We start from the raw sequence: 18,877 nt of genomic DNA, 5'->3' as shown, positions 1-18,877 counted from the left end.
TTTTTCACATTTATATTTTTTTGCGAAAAAGTTAGTTATTGTTTACTCATGTGTTATAATAATATACAAATAACTATAAATTATTTGGAGGTTTTTAGATGTTAAATAAAATTGAAGGCTATACAGTTTATAAAGAAATTGAAAAACAATTTAATTCTGTGAAAAAGAAAACTTTACCGTTATGCGCTGCTGAGAACCTTATTTCACCTTTCGCAAAGCTACCATTGGGTGGTGACTTTCAGGAACGTTATATTATGAATGGGGTTTTAAATTATGAAGCAGATAGTAATTTTATTGGTAGTAGTTTTCTTTTTGATATATATGAGTTAATTAACACACAGTGCGCAAAAATATTTGATTCTACATACGCTGATGCCAGAACACTTACCGGAATGAACTGTGTTACTTCTCTACTTATGTCCATAACAAAAAATGGTGATAAGATTATGGTTTCTGATAGTGAATGTGGAGGCCATCAATCTATGAAAATTGTTTGTAAAAGACTAGGACTTCAGATTATTGACATGCCATATGATTATGATAATTTTGATTTAGATTATGAGAAAGTTTATTCTATATTGAAAAATGATAATATAAACTTCCTTCTATATGCCCCATCGGATATTATAAATCCACCTAATTTGGATAAATTAAAACTACCTCAAAACACTGTTTTCTTATATGATGCTAGTCAAACATTAGGGCTTATAGCTGGAAAACAAATAGACAATCCATTACATAAAGTAGATAATTGTATTTTATTTGGTGGAACACATAAAACATTACCAGGACCTGCTAATGGTTTAATTATGACAAAAAACGATAATTGGGCTAAACTAATCGATAAAACAATTAGTCCATTATATATTCGTCATACACAAATGCATCAGATAATTAGTTTATTATATACCTTATTTGAAATGGAAGCTTTCGGAGTAGAATATTCGAAAAACATAGTTGACTACGCACAAAAACTTTCTTATGCTTTAAAGATGAGGAATTTTGATATTCCTAGTATTAATGGTATCTCCACGTTTACACATCAAATATTTATCAGGACTAGTGAAATAGACATGAATCATATGTATTCCAATGCTTTCAAACATAACATAACCTTAGATAAAAAAAGTAAAAAATTATTTCAGAATCACGGAATCAGATTGGGAACACAAGAAATTGCTAGACTACATTGGCAATCAAATCCAATTGATTTAATTGCCAATATTATTGAATCTTTAAACTCTCATCAAAATGAAACAGAAGAACTTCTTAAATTATTGGCTATCCCTGAAGATATCCAATTTACCTTTAAAAAAGAGGAAGCATTTCTTTAAAAAAGGGATTTTTTGAATCAGGATTATCTAAAAGATCTTTAACTATATTTACATGTATCATCCCTAATCCAAATCTGATGTTACTAGAGTCTTCATACTGACATAATTGAAAACATAGCTCCAGTGATTTATATTGCTCATCTTTATCTTTATTAAAAAAATATTGATTTGATTCTAATTCAGTAAGCAAAATACCTAAAAGTGAATAAAGTTTTATGTTCTTATCTCCATTATGTTGTGAAGAATCTAGACTTTTTTCAAAAAAATGTATAGCATTTTCAAAATTTTTATTCCGTCTTAGTAGCTCTCCTTTCTCAAAATACAAATTGAAACGTAATCTTTCAAATGTTTTTTCATAAATAGCTAAAGTTTCTTCAATTAAAATCATAGCCTTATCAAACTTGTTGTTTTTCCCGTGAATAATGGACTCATATTTATTTGTAGATAGTTTCGCAACTTCATTTTTAAATTTCCGAGAATTTTTCTGTACAATTTTTTCTATGAATTGTGTAGAATATGGTTGTATTTCATTCAAATACACAAATATGCTATTGCATTCATTTAAGCATTTAATGTGTACATCAAGTGTATTGCTTTCATTGTATCTGCACATTTTTATTGATTTTTTATACCATTCAGTTGCTTGTTCAAAATTTCCCACGTGGCGATGAACATGCGCAATACCCCACTTTGCTTTTGCTTTGAAATATACATTTTTTTGTACAACATCAGAATTTAGCAACTGTATGTATATGTCCAGAGCAGAGTTATATTCATTTTTCAGGTGAGCTAAATTAGCTTGCAAGAATTTCAAATTTAAGTTACTTTCATTGATATTTTCATTGCGAATGCTAAAATATTGACTATATCTTTCATCTTCAATTATGGAAGATGCTTGTGTATAGTTTCCGGCCCCAATTAAAGCCTCTATGACATAGTACAAAATTTGATCAAATTTTGTACTAGCTAAAATTAAATATTCTGAAAAATAAGTACTTATATTTAAAAGTTCGTAAATTGCTAAAGCTATCGAATAATCTTTTTTACCTTGCTTTTGCTTAAGTTCATCTATAACCTGACAATTATACTCTTCTAAAAATAATTTATGCAGAACAGTTTTGTCTCCTAAATTTAGCTTTTTATTCTCTACATTTTTAACTAACTGTCGTTGGAAAGAAATAATATCAACTAAATCAGAATTATACATAATTGAACGAACTACTTTTGAGATAGTATACATTGAACTTATATTTTCTGATTTATTCAAAAAACCCGCGTGAACTAACTTTTTTATATTTTCATTTACATTTATATGACTATCAACAAGTATATTAACTTGCACTGTGTTAATTAATGTTTGAGAAATTGATAATGCAAGACAAGCTTCAAAAACAATATAGGCCTCACTGCATTCGCTTAAACGACTCACAAAGTAATAATCTAATCCTTGAGAATAAATTAATTTTTTTAGTTCTCCTTTACCATTTTCTTTTATGAGATTGACTACAATATTTAGTAATTCTAAATTTCCATTTGTAATTTTGTGAATTTCATTAATTTCTGATTCTGATAAATTATTTAAATTATGTTTTGTAACAAACTCTTTAGTATTTTCTATTTTAAACTCACTAATTCTTTTTACAATACTGTTATTTTTGTATTCAGGTAAAAATAAACTAGAATATACTACAAAAAAAATATACTTATTTTTTTTTGAATAGGAATTTAATATCTTGAAAAAATCAAATAAATCGTTTGCTAAATAATTTTTTTCCACATCTTCAAAAATAAAGATTGCATGATTACAGCGTTTAGTTCTTATATATATTTTTGAAGATATAACATCAAAATTATAAATATCTTTATTATTATCATTATCTAAGTTCAAGCTCTTTTCAATACTAGATAGAACTGTTTTTATTTCTTGATTCTTGCAGTTGAATATATAAGATTGTGAATTTTTCCATATAGATGTATCTGGTAAATATCTCTTCAAAAAAGTTTTAGATTCTGTATCTTTACCTTTTGATGAGTTGAACATAAAATTTATTAATTTCATAAATTCACTTTTCCCAATGCCAGCCGGTCCATAAATAGAAAATATTTTTCCACTATTTGTCCGTTCAATTTCTTCAAATATCTCCTTTGTTATTTCTTCTCGGTCGGTAAAGTATTTAATTTCTGGTTTATCAGAGTTAGGAAATACTTTCTTCTTTTTTATACTTATATATATTTTTTTGTAAATAGAAAAAAATACACTTATAATACCTGTAATAGCAAGAATACCTTCTATTTTCCTAATAAAACTTTCGTTAAAGTAACTAAAAATTAATTTAACTTGATCAATCAATGTTTTAAACCTCCAAATAATTTATAGTTATTTGGAGGTTTTCGGATGTAATTTATTCCTTAAATTATAAGTATCCAACACTTTAATCTTTTGATTAGTACTAACCGCAGTGTAAATCTGCGTCGTCACAATACTCGAATGTCCGAGTAGCTCCTGAACCTCTCGAATATCCGCGCCATTTGACAAAAGTTCAGTAGCGAATGTATGCCGCAAATGATGTGGAGTAGAGGTAGGGGCAATATTTGCTAAATCTCGATACTTGTAATAGATATTTTCAATCCCATAAATTGAAAGGCGTTTACCGTATTTATTTAGAAATATTGCCTTAGATTTAGGTTGATAATTTTCTCTTGCAGAAAGATACTCTGTTAAAGCAGTATTCGTTTCAACAGGGGAAATGTAAATAAGTCGTTCTTTATGATTTTTTCCTTTGATCAATAACAAACGACTTTTAGGTTGATAATCGATGATGTTTAAAGCATGTGCTTCGCCAATTCGAATACCTGTTGCGATCAATAGCTCAATTAAGGCAATATCCCGAATAAGATTTACCCTTTTTGAAGGAGTCAAGCTAGTGGATTGTAGTAGATACATTTGTCTTAATATCCTATTTATTTCTTCAGGTGTTACTATTTTAGGCAATTTTCTTGGAGTAATGTAATAATAATTGAAATTTGGTTTTTGCATCAAGGATATATCCATTAAATTTTCATTAGTCAGATAGCGATAAAACATTTTGAAAACTACGATTTTGCGTTTTAAGGTCGTTGCTTTTAACGTTTGCTGGAATTCGCTAATATATTTAGTAATGCCAACAGGATATGGATAATTATTTTCAGAGCAGAACTGATTTAGATTTATTAAGTCAGAATAGTATGCTTTTAAAGTTTTTTTTGGAAATATTACTGAAGGTTTTTCGTTCTTCAAGATACTTGTCGATATAGTCTTTAAAATCAATTTTCATTACGGTCAGCCTTTCTTTATGTCAAATAGAATCATTCTTTATCATAAGCTACCAAGTGAGAGATTTCTAGACTAGAAGCAAAAAGAAACATAATCCAGTTATTTTCCATCTGACATTTTAAGGAGTATACTAAACATGTATTCATTTTTTCAAAGAAAGGAATGAAAAAAGACATGTCTTTTAAAAAAACAAAAGAGTTAGCGAATGGTTCGATTATCCCTCGTCTAGGTTTAGGGGTATGGCAAGTGAAAGACGGAGCAGAGGCTGTTGATTCTGTGAGATGGGCGCTAGAAGCGGGGTATCGCTTGATTGATACAGCTGCAGCTTATAAAAATGAAGTTAGTGTTGGGGAAGGAATTCGTGCGTCAGGGGTTCCCCGGGAAGAGATTTTTGTTACGACTAAATTATGGAATGCTGATCAAGGGTATGATTCAACTTTAAAAGCGTTTGATGAGAGTTTGAATAAGCTTGGGCTAGACTATATTGATTTATATTTAATTCATTGGCCAGTTGAAGGCAAATATAAGGATTCTTGGCGGGCGATGGAAGAAATCTATCAAAGTGGACGTGTTAAAGCAATAGGTGTTTCTAATTTCCATGAACATCATATTGAAGATTTACTAAAAGAGGCAAAGGTCGTGCCAATGGTCGATCAAATCGAGCTCCATCCAACGTTGACACAAGAGCCATTACGCAAATTTTTAGCGGATAACAAAATTGCTGTTGAAGCATGGTCTCCATTAGGACAAGGTAAGATCCTAGAAAATCCTATTTTAGTTGAAATCGGCAAGAAATATGATAAAACAGCAGCACAAGTGATTATTCGCTGGCATTTACAAAGTGATATCATCGTTATTCCAAAATCAGTTCATCAAGATCGTATCAAGCAAAACTTTGATGTATTTGATTTTGAATTGACAGATGAAGATATCAAAAGGATCGACGAACTAAACACTAATGAACGTTTAGGTCCAGATCCGGATAATTTTGATTTTTAAAGTAACATATATCATAAAAAAATAAGGCAGGAAATTGTGTTAACACAATTTCCTGCCTTATTTTTATAGTTGATTCACAAAATAGTCGAATAGCTGAAATTCTTTTGTATCCACATCAAAACGAAGTTCAGGATGCCATTGAACAGCTAACAATCTTTGTTTTGTGTCAATTGACTCAATAGCTTCTGCAATACCATCAGAAGAACGTGCAGTTACTTTTAATGAAGGTGCTAATTTATTGATTGCTTGATGGTGATAAGAATTAACACGGTATTTTTCTCCGAGTAAGTGATACAAAGTGCTGTCTGTTTCTATTTGAATGCCGTGTGTTGCAAATTGGGGTTGAGTAGGTTGTTGTCCATGTTTAACTTTCCACTCAGGGTATAAAGAAAGATCTTGGTATAAAGTTCCTCCTAAAGCAACGTTTATCAACTGCATTCCACGGCAAACTGCAAAAATGGGTTTATTTTGTTTAATTGCCTCTTGGATTAAAGCTAGTTCAAAAATGTCACGGTTGCGATTTGTTTCTTCAAGTTTTGGATGAGGCTCTTCTCCAAAAAAATCAGGGGAAATATCTTGGCCTCCAGCTAATAATAGTTTGTCGATTTGAGAAATATAATCCGCAGCGGATGTTTCTTCACCGATTGGTAAAACAATCGGTAATCCACCTGCTTTTTGAATCGCAGTTACGAACCCTTGTGGTGTATAACTTACATGGTTGCCGTTGAAAACATCAACGGATTGAATAATTTGATTTCCAGCTATGCCGATAATCGTTGTCATTTGATCACGTCCTTGATTAATATGTAGGGTAACAGTGTATCACTCTTTTTGTGAAATAGGGTTATAAATGGATTATAAGTATACTTGAATCTAAAAATAAAAGGAAAAGTAGTAAAAAAACAGTTAGTCACAAATTTAGGTGAGACCTAAAAAGTGAGCAACTGTTTTTTTGTATTAACGAGTACGGATAACTTCGATTTTATATCCATCTGGATCAGTAATAAAGTAATACGATGGAGGGGTTCCAGGCAAGCCTTTCATATCGGTAACAGTGAAACCAGCATTTTTTTGTTCCTCATGTAATTTCTCGATTTCATCGGTGCTAATAGCGATATGACCATAACCGTCTCCAAGGTTGTAAGCTTCATGATCGTAATTATACGTTAACTCTAGTTCATAACCATCACCAGGCAATGTTAGGTAAACTAAAGTAAATTTATGTTCTGGAAAATCACGACGGCGGCTTTCTTCAAAATTGAATGCCTTTTGATAAAATTCCAGCGACGCTTCTAAATCTTTGACACGAACACAAGTGTGAGCCATTTTCATATGAGTCATCTTCCTTTCAAAAGTGAATATTATCGCAGATTGAATCAAACAAACTGCTGACAATTTCATAGTAGCATAGACTTTAACGAAATTGTGAGTGAAATGATAAGATATTACTTGTTCATGAGAAAATTCTCATGTAAAATTAGGTTAAAAGAAAAGGGAGTTGTTTTTATGAAAACACCGTCATTCGGTGAAAAATCGGAAACATTGGTTTATAAAAAAAGGCTAGGTGCTTATATTATTGTATCAAGAAATAATGGTACAGAAATAGTATTAATTCAAGCGCCGAATGGAGCATATTTTTTACCGGGCGGAGAAATTGAGCAAGGGGAGACGAAAGAAACTGCGATCCATCGGGAAATGATCGAAGAGCTTGGCATTGAAGTGGTCATCGGTGAGTATCTGGGACAAGCAGACGAGTATTTTCATTCAAGACATCGGAGTACTGATTATTATAATCCTGGTTATTTTTTTGTTGCAGATAGTTGGATACAGGTATGTGAACCATTAGAAAAAACAAATGCAATTTGTTGGGTGCCTGTTGATAAGGGAATTGATTTACTGAAACGTGGCAGTCATAAATGGGCAGTACATAAATGGAAATCGAATCTATAAGAACAAATTTGAAACTATCATGATAAGTAAACTCTATTCAAATGGATATATACTAGAAACTAAAACTTAAAAAAAGCAGTTTGAAAAAATCTAGGCAAACTGCTTTTTTAAATGAATTTATTACATATATTTTAATAAAACTTCAGCAACTCCGTCTTCATCGTTACTTGTCGTTTTAATATCGGCGGCACGTTTGACGCTATCAGTTGCATTTCCCATCGCAACGCCAATACCAGCATATTCAATCATCGATAAATCATTCTCATTATCTCCAATCGCCATTGTCTCAGATTGAGAAATACCTAAATGCTCTGCGAGTTTTGCTAACGCATTACCTTTGCTTGCTTCTTTATTTAAAATCTCATAATAAAATTCTGTACTTTTAACTGTTGTATATTTATTGATAAACTCTTCAGGTAGTTGACTGATAGCTTTATCTAGAATTTCAGGCTCATCAATCATCATCATTTTGATAATCGACATGTCAGGAGTCATTTCTTCAACTGTACGGTATTTTAGAGGCATATCCACTAACGATGCTTCGTGTACTGTATATTTCCCAATATCTCTGTTAGCAGTGTAAATAGCTTGATCATCTATTGTATGTAGATGAGTGCCAACTTTGCGAGCCATTGACTCGATTTCTAAAAAGTCATCATGGCTCAATGTATATTGCGAGATGACCTTGTTCGATTTGGTTGCTTGTACTAAGGAACCATTGTATGTTATCACATAATCATTATCACCGTACAAATTTAATTCTGCCAATTGTTCTTTGACACCTGGTAGAGGCCGACCTGTGCATAAAACAATATACATTCCACTCTCATTGGCTTTTCGCAGTGTTTCTTTCACTTTTGAGCTAATCTTTCTATTAGAATCGAGCAAGGTTCCGTCGATATCGATTGCAACTAATTTGACTGTCATAATGTCCTCCTGTAAAAATATTCTTTAATTTTTTTCTTCGACTAATGCACCATTATGAATGTAGGCGGCAAATTCACGATAAGTGTCATCAAATAAATCATAATGCTGCTGTCTTTTCGGGTCAACCATTTCTTTCGGAAAATAAAAACGTTCATCGATCTGTGTTTGACCTGCAAGTGCTGCAACCAGATGGCTGATTTTAGATAACTCGATCAATGTTCCGTCTTTTTGCATGATTTCAATCTGGGTTCGGTGACTATTTTTTTCTGGACGATAAAAATCATATGGCAAATCGTAACTTGAATTGATGGCAGTATAATATTTTGGGTTATAACCCACTTTTTCGATCAACGCTTGTAGATGGCGGATCGTCAGAGAATCTCGATTGCCAGAAAAGGTTGCAGATTTAAGGGGTCTGCGTATTAAAAAGCGATTGGCTAAATCGTTTAGAATCGGATCTGGTAAAGAGGTCCATTGTGTAAAATACGTATTTAACACGCCATCGTCTAATTTTAAGTATTCTTGTAATGAAAAATTACCTTTGAAAAAAGGGACTAAAAGCTGAGAGTGTAGTTGATAGTCTTCTGGTTGTTGTTCATATAGTTCTTTTGCTCGGTGTAGTAAATGATCCAAAATAACTTCCATTCCACGAGAAACTGGGTGGAAATAGACTTGAACATACATTTGATAGCGGCTTACGATGTAATCCTCTACCGCGTGCATTCCGTTCATGGCGAAGGCCAAGCCGTCTTTATACGGACGAATCACACGTAAAATTCTGGTTAAATCAAAAGTACCATATTCAGTTCCAGTAAAATAAGCATCTCGCAATAAATAATCCATCCGATCAGCATCAATTTGACTGGAAATCATCTGAACAACTTGTGGGTTAGGGTATTCTTTAGTAATAACACTTGCAACTTTATCTGGAAAATCTGCTGAGACTCGATTCAATATTTGGAAGACCTCGGTTTCTGGAGAAGTGATGATTTCTACAGTGATTGCTTCGTGATCTGTATTGAAAATATGTTCAAATGTGTGAGAATAAGGTCCATGACCAACATCGTGAAGTAACGCAGCACAAAGTGTAACTAGACGCTCATTATCATCCCAACCTTCGTCGCCTAAGCGTTCAGCGGAATAATTACGTTGAAAAATGTCACAAATACGCCGTGTTATTTCATATACACCTAACGAATGTGCAAAACGGCTATGTTCTGCGCCATGAAAGGTAAAAGAAGAGGTACCTAGTTGTTTGATTCTGCGAAGTCTTTGTACTTCGGCTGAATTGATTAAATCTAAAATCACTTGATGCTGAACATGGATATAATTGTGGACAGGATCTCTAAAGACTTTTTCAATTGGTAAAATTTGATATTTATAAGGGATTGACATTGATTCACTCCTTTTTATTAATTGTAAGTTGTCCCCTTGTTTCTTTGATGTTCTCTCAGCAAGACTCTTCACTGCATTATGAGATTAAAACAAAATTAATCCAACAATTGATTTCGTTGCTGCATTTTTTTTATTTGCTTATCCACTTCAGTTGTAAACCACTCTGAAGTCAATAATTTGGGTACTATTTGACGATCGATGGTAATGGGGGTGTTATCTAATAATACGCTAATTAATCTTTTTTTCACTTCATCGACCGTTAATTTTATTTGAAGCAGATCTTCTAAATTTGCCATAACAGCTGGATCAACAGGTGGGTAACCATTTTTGCCGAAATTTTCTTGTAAACTAGCTTCATAAAAACGGCGAACACTTTCGCCACGATTTTGTTGATCTCCATTGACGCTCAAATAAATCATGATAGCTGTGCCATCTTTGACACGGCGTTGTGCAATTCCAGCAAACTTTCTACCATTGATACTTAAATCGAATGTACCTGGACAATAAGATTCTTTAATCTCGAAAGCCTCGATGACGTGCATAGTATCCTCAAATGCGTATTTGATCCAATTCCACATATGAGTATAGGCTTCATCAATACTTATTTTTTTATTGCCCGGATTTGGCAAAATCAAGGAAACATTTAAAACACCGGCATCAGCAATCACGCCAAGTCCTCCAGCGTTACGTATCACAATATTGTAGCCATCATGTTGTAAAGAAGCTAGTCCTTTTTTTAAATCTGTTACCCGTGTATCTTTCATACCGAGAATCATTGCTTGGTCAAGCTGCCAGAAATGAATGATCGGTTGCTTATTGATTCCAGAGAAAGTAGTCAAAGTATCCGTTAAAGCAAAAGGAAGAAAGTAGTCTTTTTTGGTTAAACAATGTTGATTATACAAAAAGATTGTTTCGGTTGTAAATAATTGATTTAAATTAGTCATCTTAGTCTTCATCCTGTTTTACGCGGGAAACGTAGTCCTTCACTTCTTTATTCATTTGGTTATATTCATTCGTAAAACGCATAGGTTTACTGATAATCCTCATTGGCATAGTGGCTAAAAATTTACTGAAATCTTGTCTGGCTTCCTCAGTTAGGCGACCAGGCTTAGAAACTAAACGTTCATAAAGATAATGATAAAACTGATTCATTGCATCAATATCGATGCTCATTTGATTATGGCACTCTGTGCATTCTATGCTGGAAATGATTTCGTTCATATATTGAATGCCATGGAGTGTTTCTTTTTGGCAATGCATACAAAATAACATCGCTTCTTCATCGTGAAATAACATTTATTTCCACCTCCGCCTTCTATTATAAACGATTTTAGTGAAAAATCATGCTTATCTGTATAGAAATAACAAGGAAATCGATAATTTTTAAGGAAATCAAAAAAAAGAAGAGAAAATCTTGCTATCGGTTAAAGAAAACTATAGAATATTTACATATGATTCGTCTGAGAACAAATGTAAAGGAGTGGGGAAATGAACCAAAAAGCAATCAAAAATCGGCCTTTTAAAGCGATTGATCAACTAGAATCTCTTAAAAAAATGTGGGAAATTCGTATTTTTGAAGAAATGATTCAAGAGCTTTTTGATGCTGGAGAATTGTATGGTACGATGCATCTTTGTATTGGGCAAGAAGCCACAGCGGTCGGCGGAGCAGGCATTTTAGACCAAAGGGACTGGATCGTTTCCACTCATAGAAACCATGGGCACTGTATTGCAAAAGGAACGGATATTAGAAGTATGTTTGCTGAGATTTTAGGAAAGAAAACGGGGACTAATGAAGGTAAAGGCGGGAGTATGCATATTGCAGATTTAGACGTTGGTAATTTAGGGTCAAATGGTATTGTCGGTGCTGGTTTTCCAATTGCAGCTGGTGCTGCTTTGAGCGCGCAAATGCAAGGGAGCTACCAAGTTGTGTTATGTTACGCTGGAGATGGGGCTACGAACGAAGGGAGTTTTCATGAAGCGCTGAATCTGGCTTCTATTTGGCAATTGCCAGTTATTTATTTCATTGAAAATAACCAGTACGGAATGAGCAGTTCTATTGAGCAGATGGTCAATATCAAGAAGCTTTCTGATCGGAGTGAAAGTTATGGTATTGAAGGCATAACGATTGATGGCAATGATCTAGCAGCAGTGTCAGAAACTGTTTCCAAAGCTGTTTCCAAGGCTAGAAGTGGGGGGGGGCCGACTTTGATTGAGGCGTTAACGTATCGTCACAAAGGTCATTCAAAATCGGATAAGCTAATGTATCGTTCGGAAGAAGAGTGTCGTGAGTGGCAAGTAAATAATGATCCGATATTACGTCTAGAAAAAGAATTAATTCAAAATAAGAGGATAAAAGAAGAGGAAATTCGACAGTTGGAAATGGCAATTCGAAAAGAGATGGATGATTTAGTTACTTCTGTGAAACTGGATTGTGAGCCAATGATTGAAGATTTATGGACTCATGTCTATGCGGAGGATGAAGTATGAGAACGATCACTTATTTACAAGCAATCAATGAGGCTTTGGATGAAGCTTTAGCTCAAGATGAACGTGTTTTTCTTTTAGGAGAAGATATTGGCATTTATGGCGGTGGTTTTGGTGCTACTCAAGGACTTCAGGAAAAGTATGGGAAACAGCGTGTCCGTGATACACCTATTTCAGAAAGTGCAATAGCAGGTGTTGCAGTGGGGGCAGCCATGACAGGGATGCGCCCGGTGATGGAATTACAGTTTTCCGACTTTATTACTGTCGCAATGGATCAGTTAGTCAATCAAGCGGCGAAAATCCACTATATGTACAGTGGCAAAGCTAAGGTTCCTTTAGTAATGAGAACCGCGTCTGGCTCAGGTACAGGAGCGGCTGCTCAGCATTCACAGAGTTTGGAAAATTGGATGGCTCATATCCCCGGACTAAAAGTAATTCAGCCAAGCAATGCGTATGACGCCAAAGGGTTACTCCATGCAGCAATCAAAGATAATAATCCGGTGATGTTTTATGAGCATAAACTACTCTATAAGACTACGGGAAATGTGCCTGATGAGCCTTATGTACTCCCTGTCGGTATTGCTGATATCAAACGAAACGGGACAGATGTTACGATTATCGCCACAGGAATTATGGTCAATAAAGCCTTGGAAGCGGCAGACATTCTTAAAGAAAAGAATATTTCTGTTGAGGTTATTGATCCTAGAACATTGGTTCCACTCGATCAAAGAACTATTTTGACTTCTGTTGAAAAAACAAAACGAGTGATTGTTGCGACAGAAGCAGTAAAAAATAGTGGATTCAGTGCAGAAATCACATCGATCATCGCGGAGTCTAAAGTTGCGACAAAGCTACAGGCACCGATTGTTCGTTTAGGTGGAGAGTTTGTTCCGATGCCCGCACAAAAAATATTAGAAGCACATGCGACACCTCAAGTAACTTCATTGGTTAAAGCAGTGAAACAAATCATGTCAGAAATCGAGGTTTAACTATGAAGATAAGTGAAGACCGCAGAAAAATGCTGAAAATCGTTACAATGTACTATGAGCAAGGGATGACTCAAGCTGTAATTGCAAAAAAAATGGGCGTTTCTAGACCGGTCATTTCAAAAATTTTACAACAGGCCAAAGAGTCAGGAGTTATTTCAATCTCGATCAAAGACGAATCGGCGTATGCAGTCGAACTGGGGTTACGTTTAGAAAAAAAGTATCAGCTTGATGACGTGATCGTAATACCAACTAACGAGCAGAAACAACTTGAAACTGTAAAAAAAGAAGTGAGCCGAGCAGCTTCGTTTTATTTTAAAGAGCGTTTAAAGTCTGGAATGAACGTTGGATTGTCATGGGGAACCACGTTAGCTGATATGATTGACGAGATGCCCTATCAGTCTTTTCCAACGATCAATGTTTGTCCTTTGGTTGGTGGTGTTTCCAGTGAACATCTTTATTTTGATACCAATCATTTAGTATTTCGATTAGCAGAGAAACTAAATAGCCGTTGCCAATATTTTTACGCGCCTGCATTAGCAGAGAGTATCGAGTTAGCCGATGTCTTAAACAAGTCACAATTAGTCGGGAAAGCGATGGAACAAGCAAAAAACGTTGATTTTGCAATTATTGGCGTAGGGAATCCGAATGAAAGTTCTACATGGAAACGCCTTGGTTATATCGAAACAAATGAACTGCGAATCATCAAAGAAACTGGAGTCAAAGGAGATGCGGTAGCGTCCTTATTTGACAAAAATGGTCAAACAGTGAACAATGAAATAAGTAAGCGAATGTTAGGGATTAAAGTGGAAGATTTAGTGAGAATACCCGAAGTAATGGTTATTGGCTGCGGTGAGGAAAAAGTCGAAAGTATCAAACCGTTATTACTTGGTAAATGCTGCACTATTTTAGTTGTTGATCAACTGATTGCGGAAGCTTTGGTTTAAAGTGGGAAAACCTGTAACGTATAGTTTTATAGGCTAGGTGAGCCCACTACGTTTTTAAATTAAGGAGAGTGCTTTTAATGGATTTATCACAAGGAACACCTGTATCTATTCAATTGAAAACAGTAGTAGATCAAGCTGGTGAGAAAAAAAATTTTTATTTCGATTTGGAAGGACAAATAGTGAAAATTGGCGATACTTTATATATTCGCTATAAAGAAGAGCAAGAAGAAGGGGAACCTGTTCCTGTAACAATCAAAGTTGAACCAGATGGGAAAATTCAATTGATTCGTGCAGGCGGACTTAGAATGCGTCTGAAGTTTGCTTATCAGGAGCGTTTAGATACGAGTTATAGAACGCCTTATGGCTTATTCCAAATCACGACATTTACGCGTAATTTACGCTTCAGTCTTAAGGATCAGCCGGTTGCTGGAAGCATTTTGATTGATTACGATTTGTTCTCTCAAACAGAAAAAATCGGGGAATACCATTTAGAACTAGAATTTACTGCGTAATTATGCAATAATCAATTGATTTTTTCTCCATGTTTTTGTATGATAAGGAGTAGACTGTGAAAGGACGTGTACCGTTTGGAAATTAATGTATTTGACGGGTTGAACAAAGATGAATTATCCATGATCGAAGTTGCGCACGCAATTTTAGAACAACGTGAAGATGTGATGGACTTCTCTGATTTAGTAAACCAAATTCAAAATTATCTTGGAAAATCTGACAGCGAAATTCGTGACTCTTTAGCACAATTTTATACTGACTTAAATATTGATGGCAGTTTTATCTCTCTTGGAGATAACCGTTGGGGCTTGCGCTCATGGTATCCAATCGATTCTATCGACGAAGAAGTAACACATGGCTTAGAAGAAGATGAAGAAGACAAACCACGCCGTAGAAAACGTAAGAAAGTCAATGCCTTCATTATTGATGCAAATGATGAAGATGTGATCGACTACAACGATGACGATCCGGAAGATGCTGAATTAACGGATGAAGATGACGACGATATTCTTTATGATGATGATGACGACGAAGAAGATGAAGAGATCAAAGCGTATAACTCAGATCTTCAAGAAATCGGAGCAGATTCTGATGATGAAGAAGAAGTATTACCAGGAATTGAAGAAGATCTTACGATCATCGATGAAGATGATGTGGATGATGACTTTGATGATGAAGATGAATATGCGGATCCTGAAGAGGAAGCGTAAAGTTTAAAAATAGGCGTGTTCTCAATGCGAGAACACGCCTATTTTTATTTGTTAAAACGAAAGCAATCAGCTTTTTAGTTTAATAAGAAAAAAATCAATCAAAATGATTGACAAATGGTCTATATCTTTGTAAACTGTCACTGTTAACAAAAACGAATAGCGTTTTCATGTGACTAGATAATACTAGGCATGGAAGAATTTCATTAAAATATGATATACTCATATTTTGACGGGATTGTTCTATGCTTTTTTTGTTGTCTTATAGCAGGAAAACGGACAATCTACTTCTGCAGAAGAGGAATGTTTATGAAAATTAAAAAGGTGCTTAATCAAAATGCTGTGCTTGTTATTGATGCCGGGCAGGAAAAAGTGGCAGTTGGTAAAGGTGTGGGCTTTAACAAAAAGAAAAACGATTTGTTATTCCCGCAACAAGTGGAACGAATGTTTGTTATGGAACCGGAAGGCTTGAAAAAGCTCCAAGTTTTATTATCACAAATCGATGAAAAGTATTTTTTTGTCACGGAAGAAATCATTACCCATGCAGAAACGATCTTGGGTGAAAAATTGAATGAACATATCAATATTGGTTTGAGTGATCACATTGCATTTGCTGCAGAGAATATTCAAAATAATATCATTGTGCGAAATAAGCTTTTGAATGAAATCGAAATTCTTTATACTGAAGAGTTTTCAATTGCGCAATGGGCAGTGGATTATTTGACGCAAACGTTAGGCATCCCATTTAGTTATGATGAAGCAGGTTACATTGCAATCCATATTCACAGTGCTCGCAGTGGACGAACGGATAATAGTAAAAGTATTCGTGAAGTCACTATTGTTTCAGAAATTATTCATTTGATCGAGCAAGAATTAGGAATCAATATCCATGATGAAAAGATGAGCTTGAGCTATTCAAGACTAGTCAATCATCTACGCTTGTTTATTCACCGTTTTCAGCAAAGTCAGTATGCAGTTTTGGACGATGAAATTTTGGATGTTGTGCGTAAAAAATACGCAGAAAGTTACGAAATATCAAAAAAAGTTCAAGTTTTGTTAATGAGAAATTTTCACTACCAAGTACCAAATGAAGAATTAGGTTATCTGGCTATTCACATCGAACGGCTAAAGATGATCAAATAAAAGACAAGGGGAGATACAAAAATGAAAGCATATATGCAAAGAATGGGACGCTCGTTGATGCTTCCTGTAGCGGTATTACCAGCTGCAGCAATTTTAATGGGTATTGGGTATTGGATTGATCCTAACGTAATGACTGGTTTAGGGGATCCAAATTTTCTATCTGTCTTTTTAGTTAAAGCAGGTGGCGCGATTATTGATAACTTGCCAGTTTTATTTGCAGTAGGTTTAGCACTAGGTATGTCTAAAGATAAAGATGGTGCAGCTGCTCTTAGTGGTTTAGTTGCCTTCTTGGTAGTAACAACGTTGCTTTCAACTGCAACAGTAGGTGCAATGAAAGGTATTCCTGTAGATCAAGTGGATCCTTCTTTTGCTAAAATCGGTAATGCATTTATCGGGATTTTATCTGGATTGATTGCGGCTTCAATGTACAATCGATTTAGTCAGGTGAAATTACCAATGGCGTTATCCTTCTTTAGTGGTAAGCGTCTAGTTCCGATTATGACTGCTTTAGCAATGTTAGTGGCTTCTGGTGTATTATTCTTCGTATGGCCAGTTGTATTCTCTGGATTAGTTACTTTTGGTGAGTCTATTTCAAAATTAGGTGCTGTTGGTGCTGGGCTTTACGGATTCTTCAACCGTTTGTTGATTCCAACAGGATTACACCACGCGTTAAACTCAGTATTCTGGTTTGACGTAGCTGGTATCAATGATATTGGTAATTTCTTATCTGGTACTGGTGAAAAAGGGATCACTGGTATGTATCAAGCTGGCTTCTTCCCAATGATGATGTTTGGTTTACCAGCTGGTGCTTATGCAATTTATCGTAATGCTCGTCCTGAAAAGAAAAAAGCAACTGCTTCATTGATGATTGCAGCAGCTTTCGCATCATTCTTTACAGGTATCACTGAACCATTAGAATTCTCATTTATGTTTGTTGCATGGCCTTTATACGTTTTACATGCTATTTTGACAGGAATTTCATTATTTATTTCTGCATTCTTCCACTGGACGGCAGGTTTCGCTTTCAGTGCTGGTTTAGTCGATTTTGTTTTAAGCTTACGTAATCCAATTGCCAACCAACCGTATATGTTGATTGTTCAAGGATTAGTTATGGCAGTTCTTTACTTCTTCGTATTTGATTTCGCAATCAAAAAATTCAATTTGATGACTCCTGGTCGTGAAGAAGGCGAAGGCGAAGAAACACCAGATATCGATACGACTGGTGATAACAGATTTGCAGTTTTAGCAAGCAAAATCTATCAAGGTCTTGGTGGAGATGCTAACGTTACTTCAATCGATAACTGTACAACTCGTTTACGTTTAACAGTTGACGATACAAGCAAAGTCGATCAAGCAAAAATCAAAGCAACTGGCGTACCAGGTGTGAAAGTGATCGATGACACGAACATTCAAGTTATTGTTGGAACAGAAGTTCAATTTGTAGCCGATGAAATGACTAAAATCCGTAATGGTGCAGCACCAGTTTCAGGTGAAACTGTAAAAAAGCCTGAAGTAAAACCAGAAGCACCAAAAGCAACTACAAAAGGCACTGAAATCTATGCTGTTGCAAACGGAAAAGTTATTCCAATTTCAGAAGTACAAGATGATGTCTTCTCAGCTAAAATGATGGGTGACGGTTTTGCTGTTATCCCAACTGACGGTGAAGTATCAACTCCTGTTGCAGGTAAAATCACAAGTATCTTCCCAACAAAACATGCGTTAGGAATCCAGACAGATTCTGGTATTGAAGTATTGTTGCACATGGGATTAGACACAGTTGAGCTAAAAGGTGCTCCATTTACTTTACACGTTGAAGAGGGTCAAGTCTTGAAACAAGGTGATAAAGTTGCAACAATCGATCTAGCGGCGTTAGAAACTGCTGGTAAAAAATCTGATTTGATTGTGGTCTTTACAAATCAAGATATTGTTGAAAACTATGATTTAACAAAAGCAAACCAAACAGTTTCTGCTAATGATTCAATTGGTAAAGTAACTGTAAAATAAATAAGTAAAAACTATCCGAGAAAAGTTCTCGGATAGTTTTTTTCTATGATATGGTTAGATTGTTATTGTTTTATGTTATCTAGCTTTTGGGGCTAACTATTCGGGGGAAAAGCCGAACAAGCTCTTTCAGCTTTTAAATTTAGGAGGAGATTATCTTGCATGAATAACGCTGGACACA

18 protein-coding genes are annotated in these 18,877 nt (G+C 34.8%); 10 read left to right on the top strand and 8 right to left on the bottom strand.

Features of this window, described 5'->3' with window-relative positions; translation table 11 throughout:
- Nucleotides 1-98 precede the first annotated feature (98 nt).
- Nucleotides 99-1,334: a hypothetical protein gene (locus IGL98_RS09530; protein ID WP_206844987.1), complete on the top strand. Its 1,236-nt coding sequence runs from the start codon at nt 99-101 to the stop codon at nt 1,332-1,334.
- Here IGL98_RS09530 and IGL98_RS09525 read toward each other — a convergent pair.
- Nucleotides 1,309-3,684, bottom strand: coding sequence for a tetratricopeptide repeat protein (locus tag IGL98_RS09525; protein WP_206911639.1), 2,376 nt, complete (start codon nt 3,682-3,684; stop codon nt 1,309-1,311). The genes IGL98_RS09530 and IGL98_RS09525 overlap by 26 nt on opposite strands.
- A 27-nt stretch (nt 3,685-3,711) precedes the next feature.
- Nucleotides 3,712-4,611, bottom strand: a complete 900-nt coding sequence (locus IGL98_RS09520; protein ID WP_206842560.1) for a tyrosine-type recombinase/integrase — start codon at nt 4,609-4,611, stop codon at nt 3,712-3,714.
- Between the two features lie 210 nt (nt 4,612-4,821).
- Here IGL98_RS09520 and IGL98_RS09515 point away from each other — a divergent pair, with 210 nt between their 5' ends.
- Complete coding sequence (locus IGL98_RS09515; RefSeq protein WP_206842559.1) at nt 4,822-5,646, top strand: aldo/keto reductase; 825 nt, start codon at nt 4,822-4,824, stop codon at nt 5,644-5,646.
- Nucleotides 5,647-5,709: 63 nt separating this feature from the next.
- On the opposite strand, the gene IGL98_RS09510 is transcribed toward IGL98_RS09515, so the two are convergent.
- Nucleotides 5,710-6,429, bottom strand: a complete 720-nt coding sequence (locus IGL98_RS09510; protein ID WP_206842556.1) for a gamma-glutamyl-gamma-aminobutyrate hydrolase family protein — start codon at nt 6,427-6,429, stop codon at nt 5,710-5,712.
- Nucleotides 6,430-6,603: 174 nt separating this feature from the next.
- A complete protein-coding gene (gene gloA / locus IGL98_RS09505) occupies nt 6,604-6,978 on the bottom strand; it encodes a lactoylglutathione lyase (RefSeq protein ID WP_069644781.1) in 375 nt (124 codons plus the stop codon).
- A gap of 174 nt (nt 6,979-7,152) precedes the next feature.
- Between gloA and IGL98_RS09500 the strand changes: the two genes are divergently transcribed.
- Entirely contained in the window at nt 7,153-7,596 is a 444-nt protein-coding gene (locus tag IGL98_RS09500; protein WP_069644780.1) for an NUDIX hydrolase, read from the top strand.
- Between the two features lie 120 nt (nt 7,597-7,716).
- On the opposite strand, the gene yidA is transcribed toward IGL98_RS09500, so the two are convergent.
- From yidA to IGL98_RS09480, 4 genes are all read right to left on the bottom strand, one after another.
- Nucleotides 7,717-8,523, bottom strand: a complete 807-nt coding sequence (gene yidA, locus IGL98_RS09495) for a sugar-phosphatase (RefSeq protein ID WP_206911638.1) — start codon at nt 8,521-8,523, stop codon at nt 7,717-7,719.
- Between the two features lie 24 nt (nt 8,524-8,547).
- A complete protein-coding gene (locus IGL98_RS09490) occupies nt 8,548-9,918 on the bottom strand; it encodes an HD domain-containing protein (protein WP_206842552.1) in 1,371 nt (456 codons plus the stop codon).
- Nucleotides 9,919-10,013: 95 nt separating this feature from the next.
- Nucleotides 10,014-10,862, bottom strand: a complete 849-nt coding sequence (locus tag IGL98_RS09485; RefSeq protein ID WP_206842551.1) for a lipoate--protein ligase family protein — start codon at nt 10,860-10,862, stop codon at nt 10,014-10,016.
- 1 nt (nt 10,863) lies between these two features.
- Nucleotides 10,864-11,214, bottom strand: a complete 351-nt coding sequence (locus IGL98_RS09480; protein WP_206842550.1) for a hypothetical protein — start codon at nt 11,212-11,214, stop codon at nt 10,864-10,866.
- 192 nt (nt 11,215-11,406) lie between these two features.
- On the opposite strand from IGL98_RS09480, the gene IGL98_RS09475 reads away from it, so the two are divergent.
- The 7 genes from IGL98_RS09475 (at nt 11,407) to nagE (ending at nt 18,699) form a co-directional block, all read left to right on the top strand.
- On the top strand, nt 11,407-12,405 hold the full coding sequence (locus IGL98_RS09475) for a thiamine pyrophosphate-dependent dehydrogenase E1 component subunit alpha (protein WP_206842549.1): 999 nt from the start codon (nt 11,407-11,409) through the stop codon (nt 12,403-12,405).
- Nucleotides 12,402-13,391 (top strand): alpha-ketoacid dehydrogenase subunit beta, encoded by a 990-nt coding sequence (locus IGL98_RS09470; RefSeq protein WP_206911637.1) that lies wholly within the window; start codon nt 12,402-12,404, stop codon nt 13,389-13,391. The genes IGL98_RS09475 and IGL98_RS09470 overlap by 4 nt, the downstream gene beginning before the upstream one ends.
- Before the next feature lie 2 nt (nt 13,392-13,393).
- Nucleotides 13,394-14,335 (top strand): sugar-binding transcriptional regulator, encoded by a 942-nt coding sequence (locus tag IGL98_RS09465; protein ID WP_206842547.1) that lies wholly within the window; start codon nt 13,394-13,396, stop codon nt 14,333-14,335.
- 77 nt (nt 14,336-14,412) lie between these two features.
- Complete coding sequence (locus IGL98_RS09460) at nt 14,413-14,847, top strand: DUF1934 domain-containing protein (RefSeq protein WP_206842546.1); 435 nt, start codon at nt 14,413-14,415, stop codon at nt 14,845-14,847.
- Between the two features lie 75 nt (nt 14,848-14,922).
- The gene (gene rpoE, locus IGL98_RS09455; RefSeq protein WP_206842544.1) at nt 14,923-15,555 is read left to right on the top strand and encodes a DNA-directed RNA polymerase subunit delta; all 633 of its coding nucleotides are present in this window, start codon (nt 14,923-14,925) and stop codon (nt 15,553-15,555) included.
- A 306-nt stretch (nt 15,556-15,861) separates the two neighbouring features.
- Nucleotides 15,862-16,695: a PRD domain-containing protein gene (locus tag IGL98_RS09450; RefSeq protein ID WP_206842542.1), complete on the top strand. Its 834-nt coding sequence runs from the start codon at nt 15,862-15,864 to the stop codon at nt 16,693-16,695.
- A 21-nt stretch (nt 16,696-16,716) separates the two neighbouring features.
- On the top strand, nt 16,717-18,699 hold the full coding sequence (gene nagE / locus IGL98_RS09445; protein WP_206842540.1) for an N-acetylglucosamine-specific PTS transporter subunit IIBC: 1,983 nt from the start codon (nt 16,717-16,719) through the stop codon (nt 18,697-18,699).
- The last annotated feature ends 178 nt before the right edge of the window (nt 18,700-18,877 follow it).

It is taken from the genome of Enterococcus sp. DIV0840 (assembly GCF_050527835.1).
Taxonomy (GTDB): domain Bacteria; phylum Bacillota; class Bacilli; order Lactobacillales; family Enterococcaceae; genus Enterococcus_L; species Enterococcus_L ureasiticus.
Note: the sequence above shows the minus strand (reverse complement) of the source record. Positions and strands in the feature narration are given on the sequence as shown.

Excerpts from the sequence above, each read along its gene's own strand:
- IGL98_RS09530 (WP_206844987.1), top strand. The coding sequence starts at position 99 with ATGTTAAATAAAATTGAAGGCTATACAGTTTATAAAGAAATTGAAAAA.
- IGL98_RS09515 (WP_206842559.1), top strand. The coding sequence starts at position 4,822 with ATGTCTTTTAAAAAAACAAAAGAGTTAGCGAATGGTTCGATTATCCCT.
- IGL98_RS09510 (WP_206842556.1), bottom strand. The coding sequence starts at position 6,429 with ATGACAACGATTATCGGCATAGCTGGAAATCAAATTATTCAATCCGTT.
- gloA (WP_069644781.1), bottom strand. The coding sequence starts at position 6,978 with ATGAAAATGGCTCACACTTGTGTTCGTGTCAAAGATTTAGAAGCGTCG.
- IGL98_RS09500 (WP_069644780.1), top strand. The coding sequence starts at position 7,153 with ATGAAAACACCGTCATTCGGTGAAAAATCGGAAACATTGGTTTATAAA.
- yidA (WP_206911638.1), bottom strand. The coding sequence starts at position 8,523 with ATGACAGTCAAATTAGTTGCAATCGATATCGACGGAACCTTGCTCGAT.
- IGL98_RS09490 (WP_206842552.1), bottom strand. The coding sequence starts at position 9,918 with ATGTCAATCCCTTATAAATATCAAATTTTACCAATTGAAAAAGTCTTT.
- IGL98_RS09485 (WP_206842551.1), bottom strand. The coding sequence starts at position 10,862 with ATGACTAATTTAAATCAATTATTTACAACCGAAACAATCTTTTTGTAT.
- IGL98_RS09480 (WP_206842550.1), bottom strand. The coding sequence starts at position 11,214 with ATGTTATTTCACGATGAAGAAGCGATGTTATTTTGTATGCATTGCCAA.
- IGL98_RS09475 (WP_206842549.1), top strand. The coding sequence starts at position 11,407 with ATGAACCAAAAAGCAATCAAAAATCGGCCTTTTAAAGCGATTGATCAA.
- IGL98_RS09470 (WP_206911637.1), top strand. The coding sequence starts at position 12,402 with ATGAGAACGATCACTTATTTACAAGCAATCAATGAGGCTTTGGATGAA.
- IGL98_RS09465 (WP_206842547.1), top strand. The coding sequence starts at position 13,394 with ATGAAGATAAGTGAAGACCGCAGAAAAATGCTGAAAATCGTTACAATG.
- IGL98_RS09460 (WP_206842546.1), top strand. The coding sequence starts at position 14,413 with ATGGATTTATCACAAGGAACACCTGTATCTATTCAATTGAAAACAGTA.
- IGL98_RS09450 (WP_206842542.1), top strand. The coding sequence starts at position 15,862 with ATGAAAATTAAAAAGGTGCTTAATCAAAATGCTGTGCTTGTTATTGAT.
- nagE (WP_206842540.1), top strand. The coding sequence starts at position 16,717 with ATGAAAGCATATATGCAAAGAATGGGACGCTCGTTGATGCTTCCTGTA.